Genomic DNA, 18,556 nt, shown 5'->3' on the forward strand with positions numbered 1-18,556 from the left:
CCCTTTCAATTATTTATTCTGCCAGACCACCACGCGATTGCGGCCACCGTTTTTCGCCGCGTACATAGCCGTATCCGCGCGCTTAACGCACTCTTCAGCCTCAATGAGCGAGCTTGTCGCCGTGTAGACACCCATACTAATGGTCATTTGTTCCGGCAGTGAATCCTGCCCGGCGCTGACCATCTGGCGAATTCGCTCGGCTATCGCCAGCGCATCATCAGCATCAGTATTTACCAACAACAGGGCAAACTCTTCGCCGCCGATGCGCGCGGCAATATCCTCACGACGGACATAGGTTTGTAATACGCTGGCGGCAAACTGAATCACCTTGTCACCCTGGACATGACCGTAGTTGTCGTTGATACGCTTAAAGTGATCGAGATCGCTGACGATGACGGAAAGCGGTTGTGCTGCTGAAGTATGCGGCAATAGTCCATTCAGCGTGTCGTAAAAGTAGCTGCGGTTGTACAGCCCGGTTAACGGGTCACGGATAGAGTTCTGATATGAATTGATGTATTTGTTGTTAGAGTCGCGATAGAGAAGAAAAACGTCGCTTAACAGGACGAACAGCATAAATAAGGTACTTAAGGTTTCGAACAGGCGCGCCTGATTCCAGGCGATAATATGCTGACTACCTGTCGCTGTGAGTAATACGTTTAGCGTAAATATATAGGCGGCACAGAAAAATGCGCCGCTGTACCAGAAGATATTACGTAGCCGGGTTAGCATAATCAATAATATCAACGTACATACCCAGGCTAAAAATAGCAGCCAGCCCATCCAGTTATGCCATAACGGAGTAAAAGTGCTGGTGATATCGTCGATAAAATCGATGCTTAATAACGGACTATTACTGGAGTGTAGCCAGGATAAAATAAGAATGGCGGCACTGAATAGAAAGCATACCGTCAGTATTATAGCATGTGCGCCAGCAGCCTGGTTAAGATGTTGGCGAAAACGATATATTATAATGGCAGTGATAAATAACACGGCCATCAGAATATTGCGGAACGAATAAAAGATCAGCGCGTCATTTTGTTTAACAATATATTCGCTGTTGCACAGTAGCCAGCCGGGATAGCTGCTCAGAGTGCCTAGCATCAACAGGGCAGAGCTGGCAAAAGCGAAGGCGATGGGCATCAGATACAGCCGGTTTTTATCACACCAATACTTCATGCTCATAAAACAGGAAATAGTAATGTGAAAAATCATTAATATTATTGTCAGTAAAGGGAAAAGTGGTGAAGAAGTCGTAGGGATACGATTAACAACTGAATTAGATAATAAATCGATCGTAATAATTGCCAGGCTGCAGGCAATAATATAAGCAAATAAGCGGTGTGATAACCGGTTTAGTTTCAGAGGCACAGGCAAACTCCCGCGATAAAAGGGCGGATAAAAACGACGTGCAGGTCGCTAAATGAGAAAGACCACTTCAGGCTAACGAATTAATCAACGGAAAATATTGCGCAAACGCAAGTTGTCGCGGAGAAATATCAATAAAATTGATATATGTATGATGAATTATTTGGAGCTAAATAATAATTATGAGGGATTAATGCGGCCAATAAAGGCCGCATTAGAGAGGCTTAACGCGGGGAAACCGTCACTTGACTGCCGCTACCGGCAATGGCTACGCGCTGGCCGACGGAGAATGGGGTGTTACCCTGTTTCTGAACCACCATGATGGTGTTACCGTCATCTTTACGGATTTCCAGCTCAACGCCCTGCGTTTTGTTCATCGCGCCCTGTACGCCCTGACCGGCTACGCCACCGGCAACCGCGCCTGCAGCGGTTGCAAGAGAACGACCAGTACCGCCGCCGATGGTATTACCAAGGAAGCCACCGAGTACCGCGCCGCCAATCGCGCCGATGGCATTGCTGTCATCGCCGCTTTGGATCTGGACCGCACGGGTATGTACGATGGTACCGTAGGTCACGCTTTGCACCTGCTTGGCTTCTGAGGCTGTGTAAACATCGCCGGATAGGCCACTGCTGCTGACGCAACCCGCCAGGGTTAAGCCAATCATCGAGACAGCCAAAACACGTAAAATCATCTATGAATCTCCTGTGTACCAAAATGTTCCAGTGAACTTCCATGTGGTCAATTATATGGCATTTAAGCGTTCGCTGGCATAGCTTCCTTATGGACCGTTTAAAAATAATAAGGTTCGCTTTAACGACGGATAAACGTAAGTACTTTACCTAACAAATTCTTGCGGCAGAACTATTGTTAAAAAGTATTAGTGCGCCATAGCATTGAACGCTGCTTTATGATGCACTGATGATACTGCAAAAGTCATGGAATGAGGGTAGGCGTATGAAATCAGGTCGTTTTATTGGCGTAATGTCTGGCACCAGCCTTGATGGCGTTGATGTTGTTCTGGCGGCAATAAATGAAAACATAGTGGCGCAGCAGGCGAGCCTCTCGTACCCCATCCCGGTCAATCTGAAAGAAGATATTTTAGCGATTTGCCAGGGGCAGCAGCTGACCTTGTCGCAACTGGGGCGACTCGATACCCGTTTGGGCCGGCTATTTTCTGACGCAGTATTAGCGCTGATGCGCCAGCAGAACCTTCAACCTGAGGATATCGTCGCTATCGGTTGCCATGGCCAGACGGTGTGGCATGAGCCGACCGGCGATGCGCCGCACACGATGCAAATAGGCGATAACAATCAGATCGCAGCGCATACCGGCGTGACTGTGGTGGGGGATTTCCGCCGTCGCGATATGGCGCTTGGCGGCCAGGGCGCGCCGCTAGTCCCTGCCTTCCATCAGGCTCTGTTAGCGCACCCGGTTGAAAGGCGCATGGTGCTTAACATCGGCGGCATAGCCAACCTTTCCTTGCTGGTTCCGGGGCAGCCGGTACGCGGTTACGACACCGGGCCGGGAAATATGCTGATGGACGCCTGGATCTGGCGCCAGTGTGGTAAACCCTACGATAAAGACGCGCAATGGGCCAGTGAAGGCAAAGTCTTGCTACCGCTGCTGCAGGATATGCTTAGCGACCCGTGGTTCGCGTTACCCGCGCCGAAGAGCACCGGTCGCGAGTATTTCAATTATGGTTGGCTGGAAAAACATCTGGCGCGCTACGCCAATCTGCGAGGGCAGGATGTTCAGGCTACGCTGACAGAACTGACCGCAGTGACTATCAGTGAGCAGGTTTTGTTAAGCGGCGGCTGCGAGCGTTTGTTAGTTTGCGGCGGCGGGGCGCGAAATCCGCTGTTGATGGCGCGTCTGGCGGCGCTGCTGCCAGGTACTGAAGTCACGACCACCGATGACGCCGGCATCAGCGGCGACGATATGGAAGCGTTGGCCTTTGCGTGGCTGGCATGGCGTACGCTTGCTGGCCTGCCGGGTAATCTTCCTTCCGTTACCGGCGCCAGCGAAGCGACCATTCTTGGCGCCATCTATCCCGCGAATCGAGCGCAGAATCAGAGTTAACTGAAGTCGCTATTTTTTATTTACCGGTAAACTGGACGAAATTCCGGGAGGGCGGTTTGCTCTCCTGACCGGGAAAGTCGAAGGCATACTCATGAAAAAAATTCTTATTGCGGTAGTCCCTTTCATGCTGGCAGGGTGTAGCTATTACAACCAATTCGTTGAACGGATGCAGACCGACACCCTTGAATATCAGTGCGATCAAAAACCGTTGACTGTCCATCTGAACAACGCGCGTCAGCAGGTAAGCTTTATCTATGATAATCAGCAATTAAACCTGACCCAGGGGCTGTCGGCTTCCGGGGCTCGTTATACTGATGGCGTTTATGTCTTCTGGTCGAAGGGCGACAGCGCCACCGTTTATAAGCGCGACCGCGTCGTACTGGACAACTGCCAGTTGCAGACCGCGAAACGTTGAGATTTCCGTAGCGGGGGCGCACAATAACGCCACCCTATGACAACGATCTCAATGGTTATGTCTGATAACGACGAATTGCAGCAAATCGCGCATCTGCGCCGTGAATACACCCGTGGCGGCCTTCGTCGCCACGATCTTCCCGCTGAACCCCTGACGTTATTTGAACGTTGGTTGCGTCAGGCCTGCGACGCTAAGCTTGCCGACCCGACGGCAATGGTGGTCGCGACCGTTGATGAAAACGGCCAGCCCTATCAACGCATCGTATTGTTAAAGCACTATGACGAAAAAGGGTTGGTGTTTTATACCAACCTGGGTAGTCGCAAAGCACATCAAATCGAAAAAAATCCCCATATCAGCCTGCTGTTTCCCTGGCATATGCTGGAGCGGCAGGTGATGGTAATAGGTCAGGCAGAGCGTCTGTCGACGCTGGAAGTGGTTAAGTATTTCCACAGCCGGCCGCGCGATAGCCAGATCGGCGCCTGGGTCTCCCAACAGTCCAGCCGTATCTCCGCGCGTGGGATCCTGGAAAGTAAATTCCTCGAGCTGAAACAGAAATTCCAGCAAGGCGAAGTGCCGTTGCCGAGTTTCTGGGGCGGCTTCCGCGTCAGCATCGAACAAATGGAGTTCTGGCAGGGCGGCGAACATCGTCTACACGACCGCTTTTTATACCAGCGGCAAAATGATGGCTGGCAAATCGACCGTCTGGCGCCATAAAGGACGCAAAATGTTGTTTTAAGCGCTGGTGCTACGTGCTCCGGCGCTTTATTCTATGTACCTTTCGCGTCTGGCGAAAAGTCGTGTACCGGCAAAGGTGCAGTCGTTTATACATGGAGAATTTGATGGCAAGCAGTAACTTGATTAAACAATTGCAAGAGCGGGGGCTGGTAGCCCAGGTGACGGACGAAGAAGCGTTAGCAGAGCGACTGGCGCAAGGCCCGATCGCGCTCTATTGCGGCTTCGATCCTACCGCTGACAGCTTGCACTTGGGGCATCTTGTTCCATTGTTATGCCTGAAACGCTTCCAGCAGGCAGGCCACAAGCCTGTGGCGCTGGTGGGCGGCGCGACCGGTCTGATTGGCGACCCGAGCTTCAAAGCCGCTGAACGTAAACTCAATACCGAAGATACCGTGCAGCAGTGGGTGGACAAAATCCGTAAACAGGTTGCGCCATTCCTCGATTTCAACTGCGGCGACAACTCGGCGATTGCCGCGAATAACTACGACTGGTTCGGCGGCATGAACGTGCTGACCTTCCTGCGTGACATCGGTAAGCACTTCTCTGTGAACCAGATGATCAACAAAGAAGCGGTGAAGCAGCGTCTGAACCGTGACGATCAGGGTATCTCTTTCACCGAGTTTTCCTATAACCTGCTGCAGGGTTATGACTTTGCCTGCCTGAATAAACTGCACGGCGTGGCGCTACAAATCGGCGGCTCCGACCAGTGGGGCAACATCACATCTGGCATCGACCTGACTCGTCGTTTGCACCAGAATCAGGTCTTCGGTTTGACCGTTCCGCTGATCACCAAGGCCGATGGCACCAAGTTCGGTAAAACCGAAGGCGGCGCGGTATGGCTGGATCCGAAGAAAACCAGCCCGTACAAATTCTACCAGTTCTGGATCAACACCGCGGATGCGGACGTTTATCGCTTCCTGAAGTTCTTCACCTTCATGGACATTGCAGAGATCAATGCGCTGGAAGAAGAAGATAAGAACAGCGGTAAGGCGCCACGCGCGCAGTACGTGCTGGCAGAGCTGGTGACGCGTCTGGTCCACGGCGAAGAAGGCCTGGAAGCGGCGAAGCGCATTACCGAAAGCCTGTTCAACGGCAATCTGAGCGACCTGAGCGAAGCGGATTTTGAACAGCTGGCGCAAGATGGCGTGCCGATGATCGAAATGGAAAAGGGCGCCGATCTTCTGCAAGCGCTGGTAGATTCCGAGCTGCAGCCGTCCCGCGGCCAGGCGCGTAAAACCGTAGCCTCCAACGCGGTGACCATTAACGGTGAAAAACAGTCCGATCCGGAATATGTATTCAGCGATAGCGACCGCCTGTTCGGCCGCTATACCTTACTGCGTCGCGGTAAGAAGAATTACTGCCTGATCTGCTGGAAATAAAAAATAAAACCAGGGCGTGGGAAACCACGCCCTTTTTCTTTTTAGGGTTGTGGTAAGAAAATGAAGAACATCCTCGCCATTCAGTCTCACGTTGTGTTTGGCCATGCGGGCAACAGCGCCGCTGAATTTCCGATGCGCCGTCTCGGCGCCAACGTCTGGCCCCTCAATACCGTTCAGTTCTCCAACCATACGCAGTACGGCAAATGGACCGGCTGCGTCATGCCGCCTTCGCATTTGACCGAAATCGTGCAGGGGATTGCCGACATCGATAAGCTGCAGAGCTGTGATGCGGTACTGAGCGGTTACCTTGGCTCCGCCGAGCAGGGTGAACATATTCTCGGCATCGTGCGTCAGGTTAAAGCGGCGAATCCGGCAGCGAAATATTTTTGCGATCCGGTGATGGGCCACCCGGAAAAAGGCTGCATCGTCGCCCCTGGGGTGGCTGAATTCCACGTACGCTATGCGCTGCCGGCCAGCGATATCATCGCGCCGAATCTTGTCGAGCTGGAGATCCTGTGCGGCCATCCGGTTGCTAACGTTGACGAAGCCGTTAGCGCGGCGCGTGAGCTGATAGCGCAAGGGCCGCAGGTCGTGCTGGTGAAGCATCTGGCGCGGGCGGGGATGAGTATGGATCGCTTTGAGATGTTGCTGGTGACAGCGGATGAAGCCTGGCATATCAGTCGCCCGCTGGTCGATTTTGGCAGCCGTCAGCCGGTCGGCGTGGGCGATGTGACCAGCGGCCTGCTGCTGGTTAAGTTACTGCAGGGCGCCAGCCTGCGCGATGCCCTTGAACACGTTACTGCCGCAGTGTATGAAATCATGCTGGCAACCAAAAATATGCAGGAGTATGAACTGCAGGTGGTGGCGGCACAGGACCGCATCGCCAAACCGGAGCATTATTTCAGCGCTACGCAACTGTAAGCGCGATGGCATGCCCGCTTGCGGGCATGCCAATGGTTTACTTCAGACCTTCCGCCGACAGCGCCGCCGCAACGGACGGACGCGCCGCGACATGCGCCATCCAGGCGCCAATATTTGCGTAGGCTTCCATATTCAGTTTCACCGCATAGCCCCAGCGCAGTACCGTGAACAGATAGCCATCAGCTATGGTAAAGCGATGCCCATTCAGCCACTGTTTATCTTTCAGCGCCTCATCGACATACTGCAGCTTTTTCTCCAGCAGGGCACGCACCGTTGGCTTGTAGTCATCCGGCGTATCCGGGCGGAACAGCGGGGTGAAGCCTTTATGTAATTCGGTGGCGACGTAATTCAGCCATTCCAGCGTCTGGTAGCGGGCAATGGTACCCACTGGCGCCAGCAGCTGACGGTCGGGTACACGATCGGCAATGTACTGCATGATGGCCACGCCCTCGGTCAGCAGCACTTCGTCGTCAAGCAGCAGCGCGGGAACCTGACCCTTAGGGTTAATCAGCAGGTAGTCATCGCCATTTTCGAGGCGTTTCTTCGCCAGGTCGACGCTATCGATGGTAAAGTCGAGGCCGCTTTCGCGCAGGGCGATATGAGAGGCAAGGGAACAGGCGCCGGGCTTGTAGAACAGTTTCATCAGTAACTCCTCGTGGCTGCAGTTTTCTGTATGTTAGTCCGCCCAGGGACAAAAAAAAAGCCGCTAACAAACGTTAGCGGCCTAAATTTATTGGTTTTCCCGGAGCATTTAAGCGGTTGCGGTTTCGCGCGCTTTGGCGACAGCGTCGTCGTCCAGCGTCATGCGATTCAGCTTCGGCGCGGTCATCAGCATCAGGAAGGCGATGACTGCGGTAGCGATACCAATCTGCAGGAACACGTGGCCGTAAACATCCAGAGAAACCAGCGGGTCGGTCACGTTTTCCGGTACTGCCATCAGGTTAGCGATTTTACCTGCAATGATGGCGGCGCCTGCGGTGGTCAGGAACCAGCTACCCATGATGAAGCCCATCAGACGTTGCGGTACCAGTTGAGCCACCATCGCCAGGCCGAGGCCGGAAATCATCAATTCGCCAATACTCTGCAGCGCGTAGCTGAGGATCAACCAGTTGACGGAGACGATACCAGCATCGCTGGCGAATTTGGTACCCAGCGGCAGCACCAGGAAAGCGCCGGAGCACAGTACCATACCGATGGCGAATTTATGCGGCATCGGCAGGCGGTCACCCATCTTGTTATAAATCGCCGCCAGAATCGGGCTACCAATCATAATCCAGAACGGGTTCAACGCCTGATACTGCTCCGGTTCGAACGCGATACCCAGAATCGAGTGCTCAACGTTACGGATCGCGAAGAAGTTCAGCGAGGTTGGCATCTGGCTGTACAGTACGAAGAAGACAATCGCTTCAACCATCAGCAGGAAAGCAACGATCATTTTACGACGCGCCGCGCCCTGCAGCGCCATGGCTTCTTTAGCGAAGATGATAACAATACCCAGTGCGATGACGCCCAGCGCCATACGTGCGATGCCCTGGTTGTGCAGCAGCCAGGTGGCAATCGCGACCAGCACGAGTACGCCGACGATAGTCGCCAGCAGTTTGCCGACATGCACCGGTGCGAAGTCAGGTTTGGAACCGTACTGTTTAACCCACTTCTGGCAGAAGGCAAAGTTAACCACGGTAATCAGCATGCCCACGACGCTCAGCGCGAACGCCACGCTCCAGCCGAACTTCGCTGCCAGCCACGGTGTAGCCAGCATAGAGAAGAAGGAACCGATATTGACGGACATGTAGTACATGGTGAATGCACCGTCCAGACGCGGGTCGTTCTTGTCGTAGCAGGTAGAGAGCAGGGAGGACGGGTTAGCTTTGAACAGGCCGTTACCGACGGCGATAGTCGCCATACCCATATAGACGATGGCGGCATCGTGACCGGACCAGGCAACCAGCGCATAGCCGATAGCCAGGACAATCGCGCCAAGCATGATGACGCGTTTGGTGCCAAGTACCTTGTCGCCGAGCCATCCGCCGATAGCGACCAGGCCATAAACCAGTGCACTAAAGGAAGAGAACAGGGTGATAGAATCCGCTTCCGACATACCCAGCTGTTTTACCAGGTAAACGGCCATGATCCCTTGCAGGCCGTAATAACCAAAACGCTCCCATAACTCAATGGAGAAAATGAGATAAAACGCTCTTGGTTGTTTGAAAGCGTTCAGACTCACGCTTTCTGCTGGTTTATTGTTTGCAGTTGACACATATACCTCTTTTTTTACATCCCATATTAACGGGGGCTGTTTGGGGCGCAATCGCGAAGGACCGCCGCCTTTATAGTTATTCTTGGAGGGAAAACGGCAAGTAATGTTCACTATCCTGCCCCATCAGGCAATAGCTTTGTAATACTCTGTTACACATAACTAAGCCACTATAATTAGCCAGTCATGCAAATGTTATACAGAGTTAAATTTCACCTATTCGTTAAACCTGATATTTTAATCTGTGACGGGCGGCTACTTAGGGGATAAAGGCGATATATTCTGCTTTTTGACCTTGAAGGTAGTGGGATGGCCTATATTCCGAAAAATAAGCAGGCTATTGTCCTGTTGTCTAAGGCTCTGATATTGAAATTGCTGGCTTTTTGCATCATTTTCGCAACAGTTATTTAACGATGAGTTGCATGGATGATCTTGATCACAAATACATAGAAAATTTTCGACGGTAAAAAACGAATGCGCTGATCGTTCGTTATATAACCGCATAATTATCCATCTAAATGGCAAAACTATGGAGTGATTATCGGTGTGGCTGGTAAAACATAGAGCCATAACCACAGGTTAGGTTATGGCTCCAGGCTGGCGACGATGAAAAAGGCGACTACGGGGGGGGGAGCGGTCATATTCACAAGATATGCAGAAATCAGGACTCTACCTTCTCTTTATACTCGCACAAATCTTCAATCAGGCAGGAACCACAGCGCGGTTTTCGCGCGATGCAAGTGTAACGGCCGTGAAGAATAAGCCAGTGGTGGCAGTCAACTTTAAACTCCGCCGGCACCACCTTTAACAACTTTTCTTCGACTTGTTCAACGTTCTTGCCGGGAGCAAATTGTGTCCGATTGCAAACGCGGAAGATATGGGTGTCGACGGCGATAGTCGGCCAACCAAAGGCGGTATTCAGCACGACATTAGCGGTTTTACGTCCGACCCCCGGTAATGCCTCCAGCGCCGCCCGGTCCTCTGGCACCTCACCGTTATGTTTCTCCAGTAAGATGCGGCAGGTCTTAATGACGTTTTCGGCTTTACTATTAAACAAGCCAATGGTTTTGATATAGGACTTCACGCCGTCAACGCCAAGCTCCAGCATCGCCGCCGGCGTATTGGCGACCGGATAGAGCTTCGCCGTCGCTTTGTTGACGCTCACATCGGTGGCCTGCGCCGACAGCAGCACCGCTATAAGTAGCTCGAACGGTGAGGTGAAATTGAGTTCGGTGGTTGGGTGCGGGTCGTTGTCCCGCAGCCTGGTCAGGATCTCCAGGCGTTTGGCTTTATTCATCTTACGCTTTCCCTGTCACATCAGTTGGGGCGACGGAGACGGCCTGCGCCGCTTTCGCCTTACGCTGCTTAGTACGCTCATCAATGAGGTATTTTACCGCCAGCATCATACCGAGGCCAATGAAAGCGCCCGGCGGTAGCATCGCCAGCAGGAACGGCGTATCGGTATGGAAAACTTCGATGCGCAGGACTTTCGCCCAACTGCCTAATAAGCTATCGGCGCCATCAAACAGTGTGCCGTTGCCGATTATTTCGCGCAGCGACCCCAGCACAAACATGGCACAGGTCGCGCCCATACCAATGGAAAAACCATCGAGCGCCGACAGCGCCGGCCCTTTTTTGGCGGCGAACGCTTCGGCGCGCCCCACCACGATACAGTTGGTGACGATAAGCGGAATGAAGATACCCAGCGATTGATACAGGCCGAAAGCGTAGGCGTTGATAAGCATTTGTACCACGCTGACTACCGAGGCGATGATCATCACGTAGATCGGAATACGGATCTCCGCTGGCGTCCAGCGGCGCAGGCTGGAGATGGTGAGGTTGGTTAGCGTCAGTACCAGCGTGGTCGCCAGACCGAGGCCCAGGGCATTGGTAGCCGTTGAGGTAACCGCAAGCAGGGGACACATCCCTAACAGCTGAACCAGCGCCGAGTTATTCTTCCACAACCCTTGAACAATGACGTCTTTTACTTCGCTCATGGCTTAGTCTCCGCAGGCGGTGAATTCAGGAATCTGCGCGGGCAGCGTTTGCGCATACAGACCCGCGCGTTTAACGGCATTTACCACCGCGCGCGGGGTAATGGTCGCGCCGGTGAATTGGTCGAAATCGCCACCGTCTTTTTTCACCGCCCAGTGGCTATCATTTTGACCATGGATAACCTTGCCGCTGAAGTGGGTGATCCAGTCAGAAATACGCAGTTCGATCTTATCACCGAGCCCAGGTGTTTCATGATGCTCGGTGACACGTGAACCGAGAACGGTGCCTTTAAAGTCGGCAGCGACCAGCAGTTGAATCGCACCGGAATAACCATCTGGCGCCGTGGCTTCCATCACCGCGCCGACCGGCGCATTGTTATTCTTTGCAATCCATACTTTATGCTGACCTTTGCCTAACTGCGGCGCGGTCACCAGATAACAGCTTTGCAGCAGGTCGTTATTATAACTCTCCGCTGGCAGGACCTGATCGAACAGGGCCTTTTGCTGCAGCGCGGCCTGCTGCTCGATGGTGTTTTTGGTTAACTCATTGATGGCGGCCGTTAGTCCGGTAGAGCCAGCGGCAAAGAGCGCCAGCGTGATGCCGTGTTTACGCATGCTTTTTAACATGACGACTCCTTAACGGTGGCCATACACGCGCGGACGCGTGTAGTAGTCAATCAATGGGACGGTTATATTCGCCAGCAGCACGGCAAAGGCGACGCCGTCCGGATAACCGCCGAAGCTGCGGATCAGCCACACCAGTAAACCTGCCAGCGCGCCGAAAATCAGGCGTCCGCGGTTGGTGGTGGATGCCGTCACCGGATCGGTAAGGATAAAGAACGCCCCGAGCATGGTGGCGCCGGAAAGCAGATGCATTTGCGGCGATGCCAGGCTTTCCGGCGAGAAAATCCAGCCGAGAGTGGCGCAGACGGCAAGGCTTAGCAGGAAGCTCACCGGGATATGCCAGCGAATGGTTTTTTGCCAAAGCAGGAACAGACCGCCAGCCAGCCAGGCAAGGTTAACCCATTGCCAGCCAAGGCCAGCCAATTGGCCGCCGTAAATTGGATACTGCAGGATCTCTTTTGCGCTGTGTCCGGCATGAAGCGAAGTCTTAAATGTATCCAGCGGCGTGGCCTGGCTGATACCGTCGATTCCCATGCGCAGGCTGTTCATATCGCCGCCGCTAGCGGTATGGCCGCTGAAAATGACCTGCAGCGCATCCATAAAGCCAGGAACCTGAGCGGCAATTTCGTGCGGCGGTAACCAGGAGGTCATCTGCACCGGGAAAGAGATTAGCAGAACGACATAGCCGATCATTGCCGGGTTAAAGGGGTTATGTCCTAATCCGCCGTACAGTTGCTTGGCAATCACCACCGCAAAGGCGGTGCCCAACACCACCATCCACCACGGCGCCAGCGGCGGAATACTGACGGCCAACAACAGCCCGGTCAGCAGGGCAGAGTTATCCGCAAGGGTTGCCGCGATATTCTGTTTGCGCAACTTGAGAATAGCCGCTTCGGTTCCCCATGCGGTGAAGGCCGCGAGGATAATCTGCAACAGGGTACCCCAGCCGAAAAACCAGCTCTGGACGACAATACCAGGGATCGCCGCCAGCAGCACCAGGAGCATAATTCGCGAGGTCTGGCGCTGGTTGTGGGTATAAGGGGAGCTTGCGATTCTGAAAACCATTTATTCCTCGTTAACTGCCTGCTGTGTTGCTTTACGTGCCTGAACGCGAGCGATAGCTGCCGCTACGGCCGCTTTACGCGGGTCGTCATTGGCGGCGTCCGGCGCGGTTTGTTGTTCTGCTTGTTGGGCGGCTTTACGCGCCTTGGCGCGGGCGATAGCGGCCTCAACGGCGGCTTTACGCGGATCGACCGCGGGCGCAGCCTCAACCGTGGTTTCACTTTCGGCAGAGGGAGCGGCGTTTTCAACCTGCTGCGCGGCTTTACGCGCTTTGGCGCGAGCGATAGCGGCCTCAACGGCGGCTTTACGCGGATCGACCGCGGGCGCAGCTTCAGCGGTGGTTTCACTTTCAGCAGAGGGAGCTGCGTTCTCAACCTGCTGCGCGGCTTTGCGCGCTTTGGCACGGGCGATAGCGGCCTCAACGGCGGCTTTACGCGGATCGGTCGCCTCGGTTGTCGATTCAACAGCGGCTTGCTGTTCAGCTTTGCGCGCCCGGGCCTCGGCTTTACGCGCTTCGCGGGCGGCAATCGCTTCGCTGTTGTCTGGTTTGCTGCCGGATTGAATGATAATCGGCTGCGCCGCATCACGCTGCTTTTCACGCACGCGGGCCAACGCGGCGTTAATGGCATCCTGATCTTTCGCCGCCGGTTGTACGGCTGCTTTTTTGTGCCGCTCCTGGCGCGCGGCTTTTTCACGTTCAAGACGCGCCTGTCGCGCTTCAAACCGAGCTTTCGCCTCGGCGGCGCGCTGTTCTTCCTGACGGATGGCGGCAATTTCCGCTTTTTCCTGGCGGAAATATTGCACCAGCGGAATATTACTCGGACAGACCCAGGCGCAGGCGCCGCATTCGATGCAGTCGGCTAAGTTATGGGTAGTGGCTTTGTCGTGCTGCTGGCCTTTACTGAACCAATACAGCTGCTGGGGGAGGAGATCTGCCGGGCAGGCATCAGCGCAGGCGCTACAGCGGATACAGCCTTGCTCTTCCTGTGTTTCGCCCATCTCAGTTACCGACGGAGCCAGCAGACAGTTAGTGATTTTCACGACCGGAACGTCGAGCCAGGGCAGAGTGAAGCCCATCAACGGGCCGCCCATGATGACCATCGGCTCGGCGCTGGCGCAGAAACCGGCATCGCTCAGAAGATGGCGCACCGGCGTACCCAGGCGCGCCCAAACGTTGCCCGGCCGGCTAATCGCTTCGCCAGTCAACGTGACGACGCGCTCGGTTAACGGCTCGCCGTCGATCACCGCGCGTTTAACAGCATAAGCGGTGCCAACGTTCTGCATCAGGACGCCAATATCGGAGGAGCGGCCGCCATGCGGCACCTGCTTACCAGTGAGGATTTGCGTAAGTTGCTTCGCGCCGCCGGAGGGATATTTGGTTGGAATCACCCGCAGCGCTATGCCGTGGGCATCGGATAACACCGCGCGCAGCATCGAAATGGCCTGCGGTTTGTTATCTTCGATACCAATCAGCACCTGTTTGGGTTGCAGAATATGCGCAAGGATGCGGATCCCTTCAACAACCTGCGCCGCGCAATCCTGCATCAGGCGATCGTCTGCGGTGATATAGGGTTCGCATTCTGCAGCATTGATAATCAGGGTATCGATTTTATCGCCGCCGCCGCGCAGTTTTGTTCCCGTGGGGAAGCCGGCGCCGCCGAGTCCGGCGACGCCAAACTGGTGAATACGCTCGATCAGCTCTTCACGCGACTTGTTGTGGTAGTCGCTCCAGCCGTCGCGCTCGATCCAGCAGTCTTCGCCATCGGCGTCGATAATAACGCTGAGTTCCGCCAGCGCGGAAGGGTGGGCGGTGGAATGGGGGGCAATAGCCGTCACCGTTCCGGAAGTCGGGGCATGAACCGGCAGCATCCTGCCAAAGCCGCGGGTTAACGGCTGACCGCGCAAAACTTTGTCGCCCGGTTGTACGCACAGTTCGCCTTCAGCACCGATATGCTGCTTCAGCGGAATGACAAAACGCTGCGGCAGAGGAACCTGACGCAGCGGCGTGCCGTTGGACTGAGTTTTCATTTCCGGCGGATGAATACCGCCGTTGAAGTCCCAGATCTTGTCTTTTCGGAAAGCGGAAAATAACTTAAACATGTTGTTCCACAGGAATATTGCGTACCGGGATGGCCTGCAGGTCCCATTTCCAGGTTTCGGTGGTCTGAGCGACTGGACGCAGGTCAATACACTGAGTCGGGCAGGGGGCAACGCAGAGATTACAGCCGGTGCACAGGTCGCTCATCACCGTATGCATGGCGCGGGTCGCGCCAACGATGGCATCAACCGGGCAGGCCTGAATACATTTGGTGCAGCCAATGCAGTTGGCTTCATCAATCACCGCCAACATGCGAACCGGCTCTTGCTGCTGCTCATCGCCGTCAATAGGCTGCGGGTCGACGTTCAATAATGCGGCGATTTTTAACATGACCGCTTCACCGCCGGGAGCGCAGCGGTTGATTTTTTCACCCTGAGTGCCCACGGCTTCCGCGTAGGGACGGCAGCCAGGAAAGCCGCACTGGCCGCATTGACTTTGCGGCAGCAGCTCATCAATTTTTTCTACCACCGGGTCGTCTTCCACCGCAAAACGGCGAGACGCGTACCCCAGTATTAAGCCGAAAATCAGCCCGAGCAGGCTGATGGCGATCACGGCTATCCAGACAGCGCTCATTACAACTTCACCAAACCACTAAAGCCCATAAATGCCAGCGACATTAATCCAGCGGTCACCAGCGCAATCGCGTTACCGCGAAACGGCGCGGGAACATCGGCAACCACCAGACGTTCGCGAATCGCGGCGAATAACACCATCACCAGCGAGAAACCAACGGCGGCGGCGAAACCGTACAGCGCGGACTGCAGGAAATTATGCCCGAGGTTAATATTCAGCAATGCCACGCCCAGCACCGCGCAGTTGGTGGTGATTAACGGCAGGAAGATCCCCAGCAGGCGATACAGCGCCGGACTGGTTTTACGTACCACCATCTCGGTAAATTGCACCACCACCGCGATGACCAGGATAAAGGCCAGGGTGCGCAGATAAACAAGGTTCAGCGGGATAAGGATCCAGGTATCAATCAACCAGGCGCAAATTGAGGCCAGCGTCATCACAAAGGTGGTGGCCAGTCCCATCCCCATAGCGGTTTCCAGCTTTTTGGAAACCCCCATAAACGGGCACAATCCAAGAAACTTCACCAGCACGAAGTTATTAACAAGGACAGTACCGACAAAGAGCAGTAAATAATCAGCCATTATTGGACCTGAAACGAAAAAAAGCCGCCTATTATCGAATAAATCGATACCGGCGACAACAGGTGAACTGTGTGGTTATTACGGATTGACGAAGGTCCGCTTAACCCGCGCAGAGCGTCGAAAATAGGGCGCAAACAGTGCCGCAGCGAGCAACGGAAACAGCAGCTGGCGCATGGCCAGAAGATCCGAAATCGGCGAAAAAGCGAACGCCTTAATCGCCAGCAGCAGAGAAATAAGCAGCCAGATAATGTAGTGTTTGGGTACCACCGCGCGGCGTTTGAAAAACGCTATCGTCAGCCACAGGGTATAATACCACATCGCGACGGCGAACAGCAGCGAAGCCAGCCAGAGCGCCAGATGGCCAAAGCTCATGGCTTTCAGCAATGCCCAGGTCTGCGGCGCCATCAGCGCATTCGCGTACAGTATTAATGATAGGGAGGTGCTGAGCAACGCGAGCAGTAACCACGCCAGCGGCGCCAGTAGCCATCCGCCGATACGTTCTGCAGATTGAGAGGACATCCTAACCCCCGGATTCAACGCCAGTTAGTTAATTTCAGGGCGGGAAGTATAAGCAACTGGCGTGAATGATAACAGTCTTTATTGCACGTAACGCCATACCGACTTCGGCACCTGGCCTACATCGAACAGTTTTCCGCCAGAGACTAACTCGGCGCGGCGGTGATCGGCGGCGCGATACATGTTGACGATTTCATTGGTGTCAGAGAGAGAATAGTTAAGATGATCAAAAAGTTTTTCCAGGCTTTCCAGCGAACTAATTTTGCGGAATTTTAATAAATAATCCTGTACGGTCATTTGTGTATCCATTTAATAATCGGAATTAAGTCGAATATTACCAATTTTCTGTAAACCGTGTTTCAACTAACAGCGCCTTCTTGATGGGCCGGCGGAATTATTTCGGTTGCCAATACTAAAAACAAGAACTGATTAGGATCCTGGCATCGTAAAAAGAAATTTAAGAATATTCTACAACCAGATCAGGCGCCGGACGGCGCCTGGGAGGGAAGATTAACGCTGTTCGCCTCGGCTGGCAATAACGTTTTGATACCAGAAATAACTCTTTTTTCGTTTGCGAGCGCGGTTCTGCTGGTGATCGACGTAGACAAAGCCATACTGCTTCTGATAGCCGTTGAGCCAGCTTAGCAGGTCAATAAAGGACCATGGGTAAAAACCGCGGACATCCGCACCTAATGCTATTGCCTTTTCCAGCGCATTAATGTGGCGACTCAGATAGTCAATTCGTGGATCGTCGACTATTTCACCGTCAATAATCGGATCTTTCGCCCCCAAACCATTTTCGGTGATATAGATTGGGATATCGCCGTAACGCTCTTTTATCATCATGATGCCGTCGGTTAATCCCTGCGGCCAAATTTCCCAACCCCATTCGGTATAAGTACTTTGCGGATTGCGGACAAAATAAAATAATCCATCCACGCCGGACTCGCCAACGCCTGGACCATCCTGCGGCGTGGCGGAGACCGTCTCCCGACGATAATAATTCAGGCCGATAAAATCGCAGCGGTTTTCCTTGAGCAGCGCGTCGTCGCCCGGTGCGAAGCGCGGTACGTTCCACAGCGCCTGAGCCTGTTGAAGTAAAGCGTCTGGATAGGCGCCTTTGAGTACCGGATCGTATAGCCAGTGGGTATGGATAGCATCGGCCAACGCGGTGGCCTCAATGTCCTCGGCGCTTTGCGTCAACGGCGTATGGGGCTGCAGTACGTTAACGAAACCAATCTGGCCGTTAATGTTCATTTCACGGAAGGTCTTAACCGCCAGCGCGTGGGCGATAAAGACATGGTGGCAAGCCTGGATGGCGCGAGCCGGGTCGCGTACCGCCGGTGGATGGCAGCCATTAATATAACCGTGGCCAATAAATACAATGGTTTCGTTAAAGGTTGCCCACAGCTTGACCCTGGAACCGAAGCGCTGATAGCACAGTCGCGCGTATTCGGCGAAGGCTTCCGCTGTGCTCCGAGCCTCCCAACCCCCTTCGTCCTGCAATGCCTGGGGCAAATCCCAGTGATAAAGGGTGATCATCGGTTCAATATTGTGCGCCAGCAGTTCGTCGATCAGATCGCTGTAAAACTTCACGCCTGGTTCATTGACTTCACCACGGCCACGAGGCAATAACCGAGGCCAGGAGATAGAAAAGCGGTAGCTTTGTAGCCCCATTTCAGCCATCAGGGCGACATCTTCACGAAAGCGGTGATAGTGATCGACGGCGATATCGCCATTGGTGCCCTGAAAGGTGGTTCCCGGCTGGTGCGAGTAGATATCCCAAATAGAAGGGCCTTTGCCATCGGCATCGTGCCCGCCTTCAACCTGGTAGGCGGCCGTTGCTGCCCCCCAGAGAAAATCTTGCGGAAATGCGGCCATCAAAAAAACTCCTTATCAAGTGATAAAGAGAGTGTATTGAATGGCGCGACAAATATGCAACCGGTTTCTGAAACCGGT

19 protein-coding genes are annotated in these 18,556 nt (G+C 54.1%); 5 read left to right on the forward strand and 14 right to left on the reverse strand.

Annotated elements, in window-relative coordinates; translation table 11 throughout:
• Nucleotides 1-9: 9 nt before the first annotated feature.
• Together ABLU86_RS09230 and slyB are read right to left on the reverse strand one after the other, a co-directional pair.
• Nucleotides 10-1,368 (reverse strand): GGDEF domain-containing protein, encoded by a 1,359-nt coding sequence (locus tag ABLU86_RS09230; RefSeq protein WP_032707903.1) that lies wholly within the window; start codon nucleotides 1,366-1,368, stop codon nucleotides 10-12.
• 221 nt (nucleotides 1,369-1,589) lie between these two features.
• Nucleotides 1,590-2,057: an outer membrane lipoprotein SlyB gene (gene slyB / locus ABLU86_RS09235; RefSeq protein WP_015366865.1), complete on the reverse strand. Its 468-nt coding sequence runs from the start codon at nucleotides 2,055-2,057 to the stop codon at nucleotides 1,590-1,592.
• A 263-nt stretch (nucleotides 2,058-2,320) separates the two neighbouring features.
• On the opposite strand from slyB, the gene anmK reads away from it, so the two are divergent.
• From anmK to pdxY, 5 genes are all read left to right on the forward strand, one after another.
• A complete protein-coding gene (anmK, locus tag ABLU86_RS09240; RefSeq protein ID WP_015366864.1) occupies nucleotides 2,321-3,445 on the forward strand; it encodes an anhydro-N-acetylmuramic acid kinase in 1,125 nt (374 codons plus the stop codon).
• 85 nt (nucleotides 3,446-3,530) lie between these two features.
• Nucleotides 3,531-3,860 (forward strand): C-type lysozyme inhibitor, encoded by a 330-nt coding sequence (gene mliC / locus ABLU86_RS09245; RefSeq protein ID WP_161798796.1) that lies wholly within the window; start codon nucleotides 3,531-3,533, stop codon nucleotides 3,858-3,860.
• 57 nt (nucleotides 3,861-3,917) lie between these two features.
• Nucleotides 3,918-4,574 (forward strand): pyridoxamine 5'-phosphate oxidase, encoded by a 657-nt coding sequence (pdxH, locus tag ABLU86_RS09250; protein ID WP_032706215.1) that lies wholly within the window; start codon nucleotides 3,918-3,920, stop codon nucleotides 4,572-4,574.
• A 125-nt stretch (nucleotides 4,575-4,699) separates the two neighbouring features.
• Nucleotides 4,700-5,974 carry a tyrosine--tRNA ligase gene (gene tyrS, locus ABLU86_RS09255; protein WP_348796098.1) on the forward strand — a complete coding sequence of 425 codons (1,275 nt, stop codon included), beginning with the start codon at nucleotides 4,700-4,702 and terminating at the stop codon, nucleotides 5,972-5,974.
• 60 nt (nucleotides 5,975-6,034) lie between these two features.
• A complete protein-coding gene (gene pdxY / locus ABLU86_RS09260; protein ID WP_015366860.1) occupies nucleotides 6,035-6,895 on the forward strand; it encodes a pyridoxal kinase PdxY in 861 nt (286 codons plus the stop codon).
• Between the two features lie 37 nt (nucleotides 6,896-6,932).
• Here pdxY and gstA read toward each other — a convergent pair whose 3' ends face one another.
• From gstA to ABLU86_RS09320, 12 genes are all read right to left on the reverse strand, one after another.
• Complete coding sequence (gene gstA / locus ABLU86_RS09265) at nucleotides 6,933-7,538, reverse strand: glutathione transferase GstA (RefSeq protein ID WP_015366859.1); 606 nt, start codon at nucleotides 7,536-7,538, stop codon at nucleotides 6,933-6,935.
• 108 nt (nucleotides 7,539-7,646) lie between these two features.
• Nucleotides 7,647-9,152, reverse strand: a complete 1,506-nt coding sequence (gene dtpA / locus ABLU86_RS09270) for a dipeptide/tripeptide permease DtpA (protein WP_348796097.1) — start codon at nucleotides 9,150-9,152, stop codon at nucleotides 7,647-7,649.
• A 658-nt stretch (nucleotides 9,153-9,810) separates the two neighbouring features.
• Nucleotides 9,811-10,446: an endonuclease III gene (nth, locus tag ABLU86_RS09275; protein ID WP_015705230.1), complete on the reverse strand. Its 636-nt coding sequence runs from the start codon at nucleotides 10,444-10,446 to the stop codon at nucleotides 9,811-9,813.
• Between the two features lies 1 nt (nucleotide 10,447).
• Entirely contained in the window at nucleotides 10,448-11,146 is a 699-nt protein-coding gene (locus ABLU86_RS09280) for an electron transport complex subunit E (RefSeq protein WP_015366856.1), read from the reverse strand.
• 3 nt (nucleotides 11,147-11,149) lie between these two features.
• A complete protein-coding gene (rsxG, locus tag ABLU86_RS09285) occupies nucleotides 11,150-11,770 on the reverse strand; it encodes an electron transport complex subunit RsxG (RefSeq protein ID WP_032714373.1) in 621 nt (206 codons plus the stop codon).
• Nucleotides 11,771-11,779: 9 nt separating this feature from the next.
• Nucleotides 11,780-12,832 (reverse strand): electron transport complex subunit RsxD, encoded by a 1,053-nt coding sequence (rsxD, locus tag ABLU86_RS09290; protein WP_015705232.1) that lies wholly within the window; start codon nucleotides 12,830-12,832, stop codon nucleotides 11,780-11,782.
• The gene (rsxC, locus tag ABLU86_RS09295; RefSeq protein WP_087876861.1) at nucleotides 12,833-14,929 is read right to left on the reverse strand and encodes an electron transport complex subunit RsxC; all 2,097 of its coding nucleotides are present in this window, start codon (nucleotides 14,927-14,929) and stop codon (nucleotides 12,833-12,835) included. It lies immediately after the preceding gene.
• Nucleotides 14,922-15,500 carry an electron transport complex subunit RsxB gene (gene rsxB / locus ABLU86_RS09300; protein ID WP_020078990.1) on the reverse strand — a complete coding sequence of 193 codons (579 nt, stop codon included), beginning with the start codon at nucleotides 15,498-15,500 and terminating at the stop codon, nucleotides 14,922-14,924. The genes rsxC and rsxB overlap by 8 nt, the downstream gene beginning before the upstream one ends.
• Nucleotides 15,500-16,081, reverse strand: coding sequence for an electron transport complex subunit RsxA (rsxA, locus tag ABLU86_RS09305; protein ID WP_015366851.1), 582 nt, complete (start codon nucleotides 16,079-16,081; stop codon nucleotides 15,500-15,502). The genes rsxB and rsxA overlap by 1 nt, the downstream gene beginning before the upstream one ends.
• Before the next feature lie 78 nt (nucleotides 16,082-16,159).
• On the reverse strand, nucleotides 16,160-16,600 hold the full coding sequence (locus ABLU86_RS09310) for a DUF2569 domain-containing protein (RefSeq protein WP_015366850.1): 441 nt from the start codon (nucleotides 16,598-16,600) through the stop codon (nucleotides 16,160-16,162).
• A 78-nt stretch (nucleotides 16,601-16,678) separates the two neighbouring features.
• A complete protein-coding gene (gene ydgT, locus ABLU86_RS09315; protein ID WP_015366849.1) occupies nucleotides 16,679-16,894 on the reverse strand; it encodes a transcription modulator YdgT in 216 nt (71 codons plus the stop codon).
• A 213-nt stretch (nucleotides 16,895-17,107) separates the two neighbouring features.
• Entirely contained in the window at nucleotides 17,108-18,478 is a 1,371-nt protein-coding gene (locus ABLU86_RS09320; RefSeq protein ID WP_045366878.1) for a GH1 family beta-glucosidase, read from the reverse strand.
• Nucleotides 18,479-18,556 lie beyond the last annotated feature (78 nt).

The organism is Klebsiella sp. JN_Kp121, from assembly GCF_040062145.1.
Taxonomy (GTDB): domain Bacteria; phylum Pseudomonadota; class Gammaproteobacteria; order Enterobacterales; family Enterobacteriaceae; genus Klebsiella; species Klebsiella aerogenes.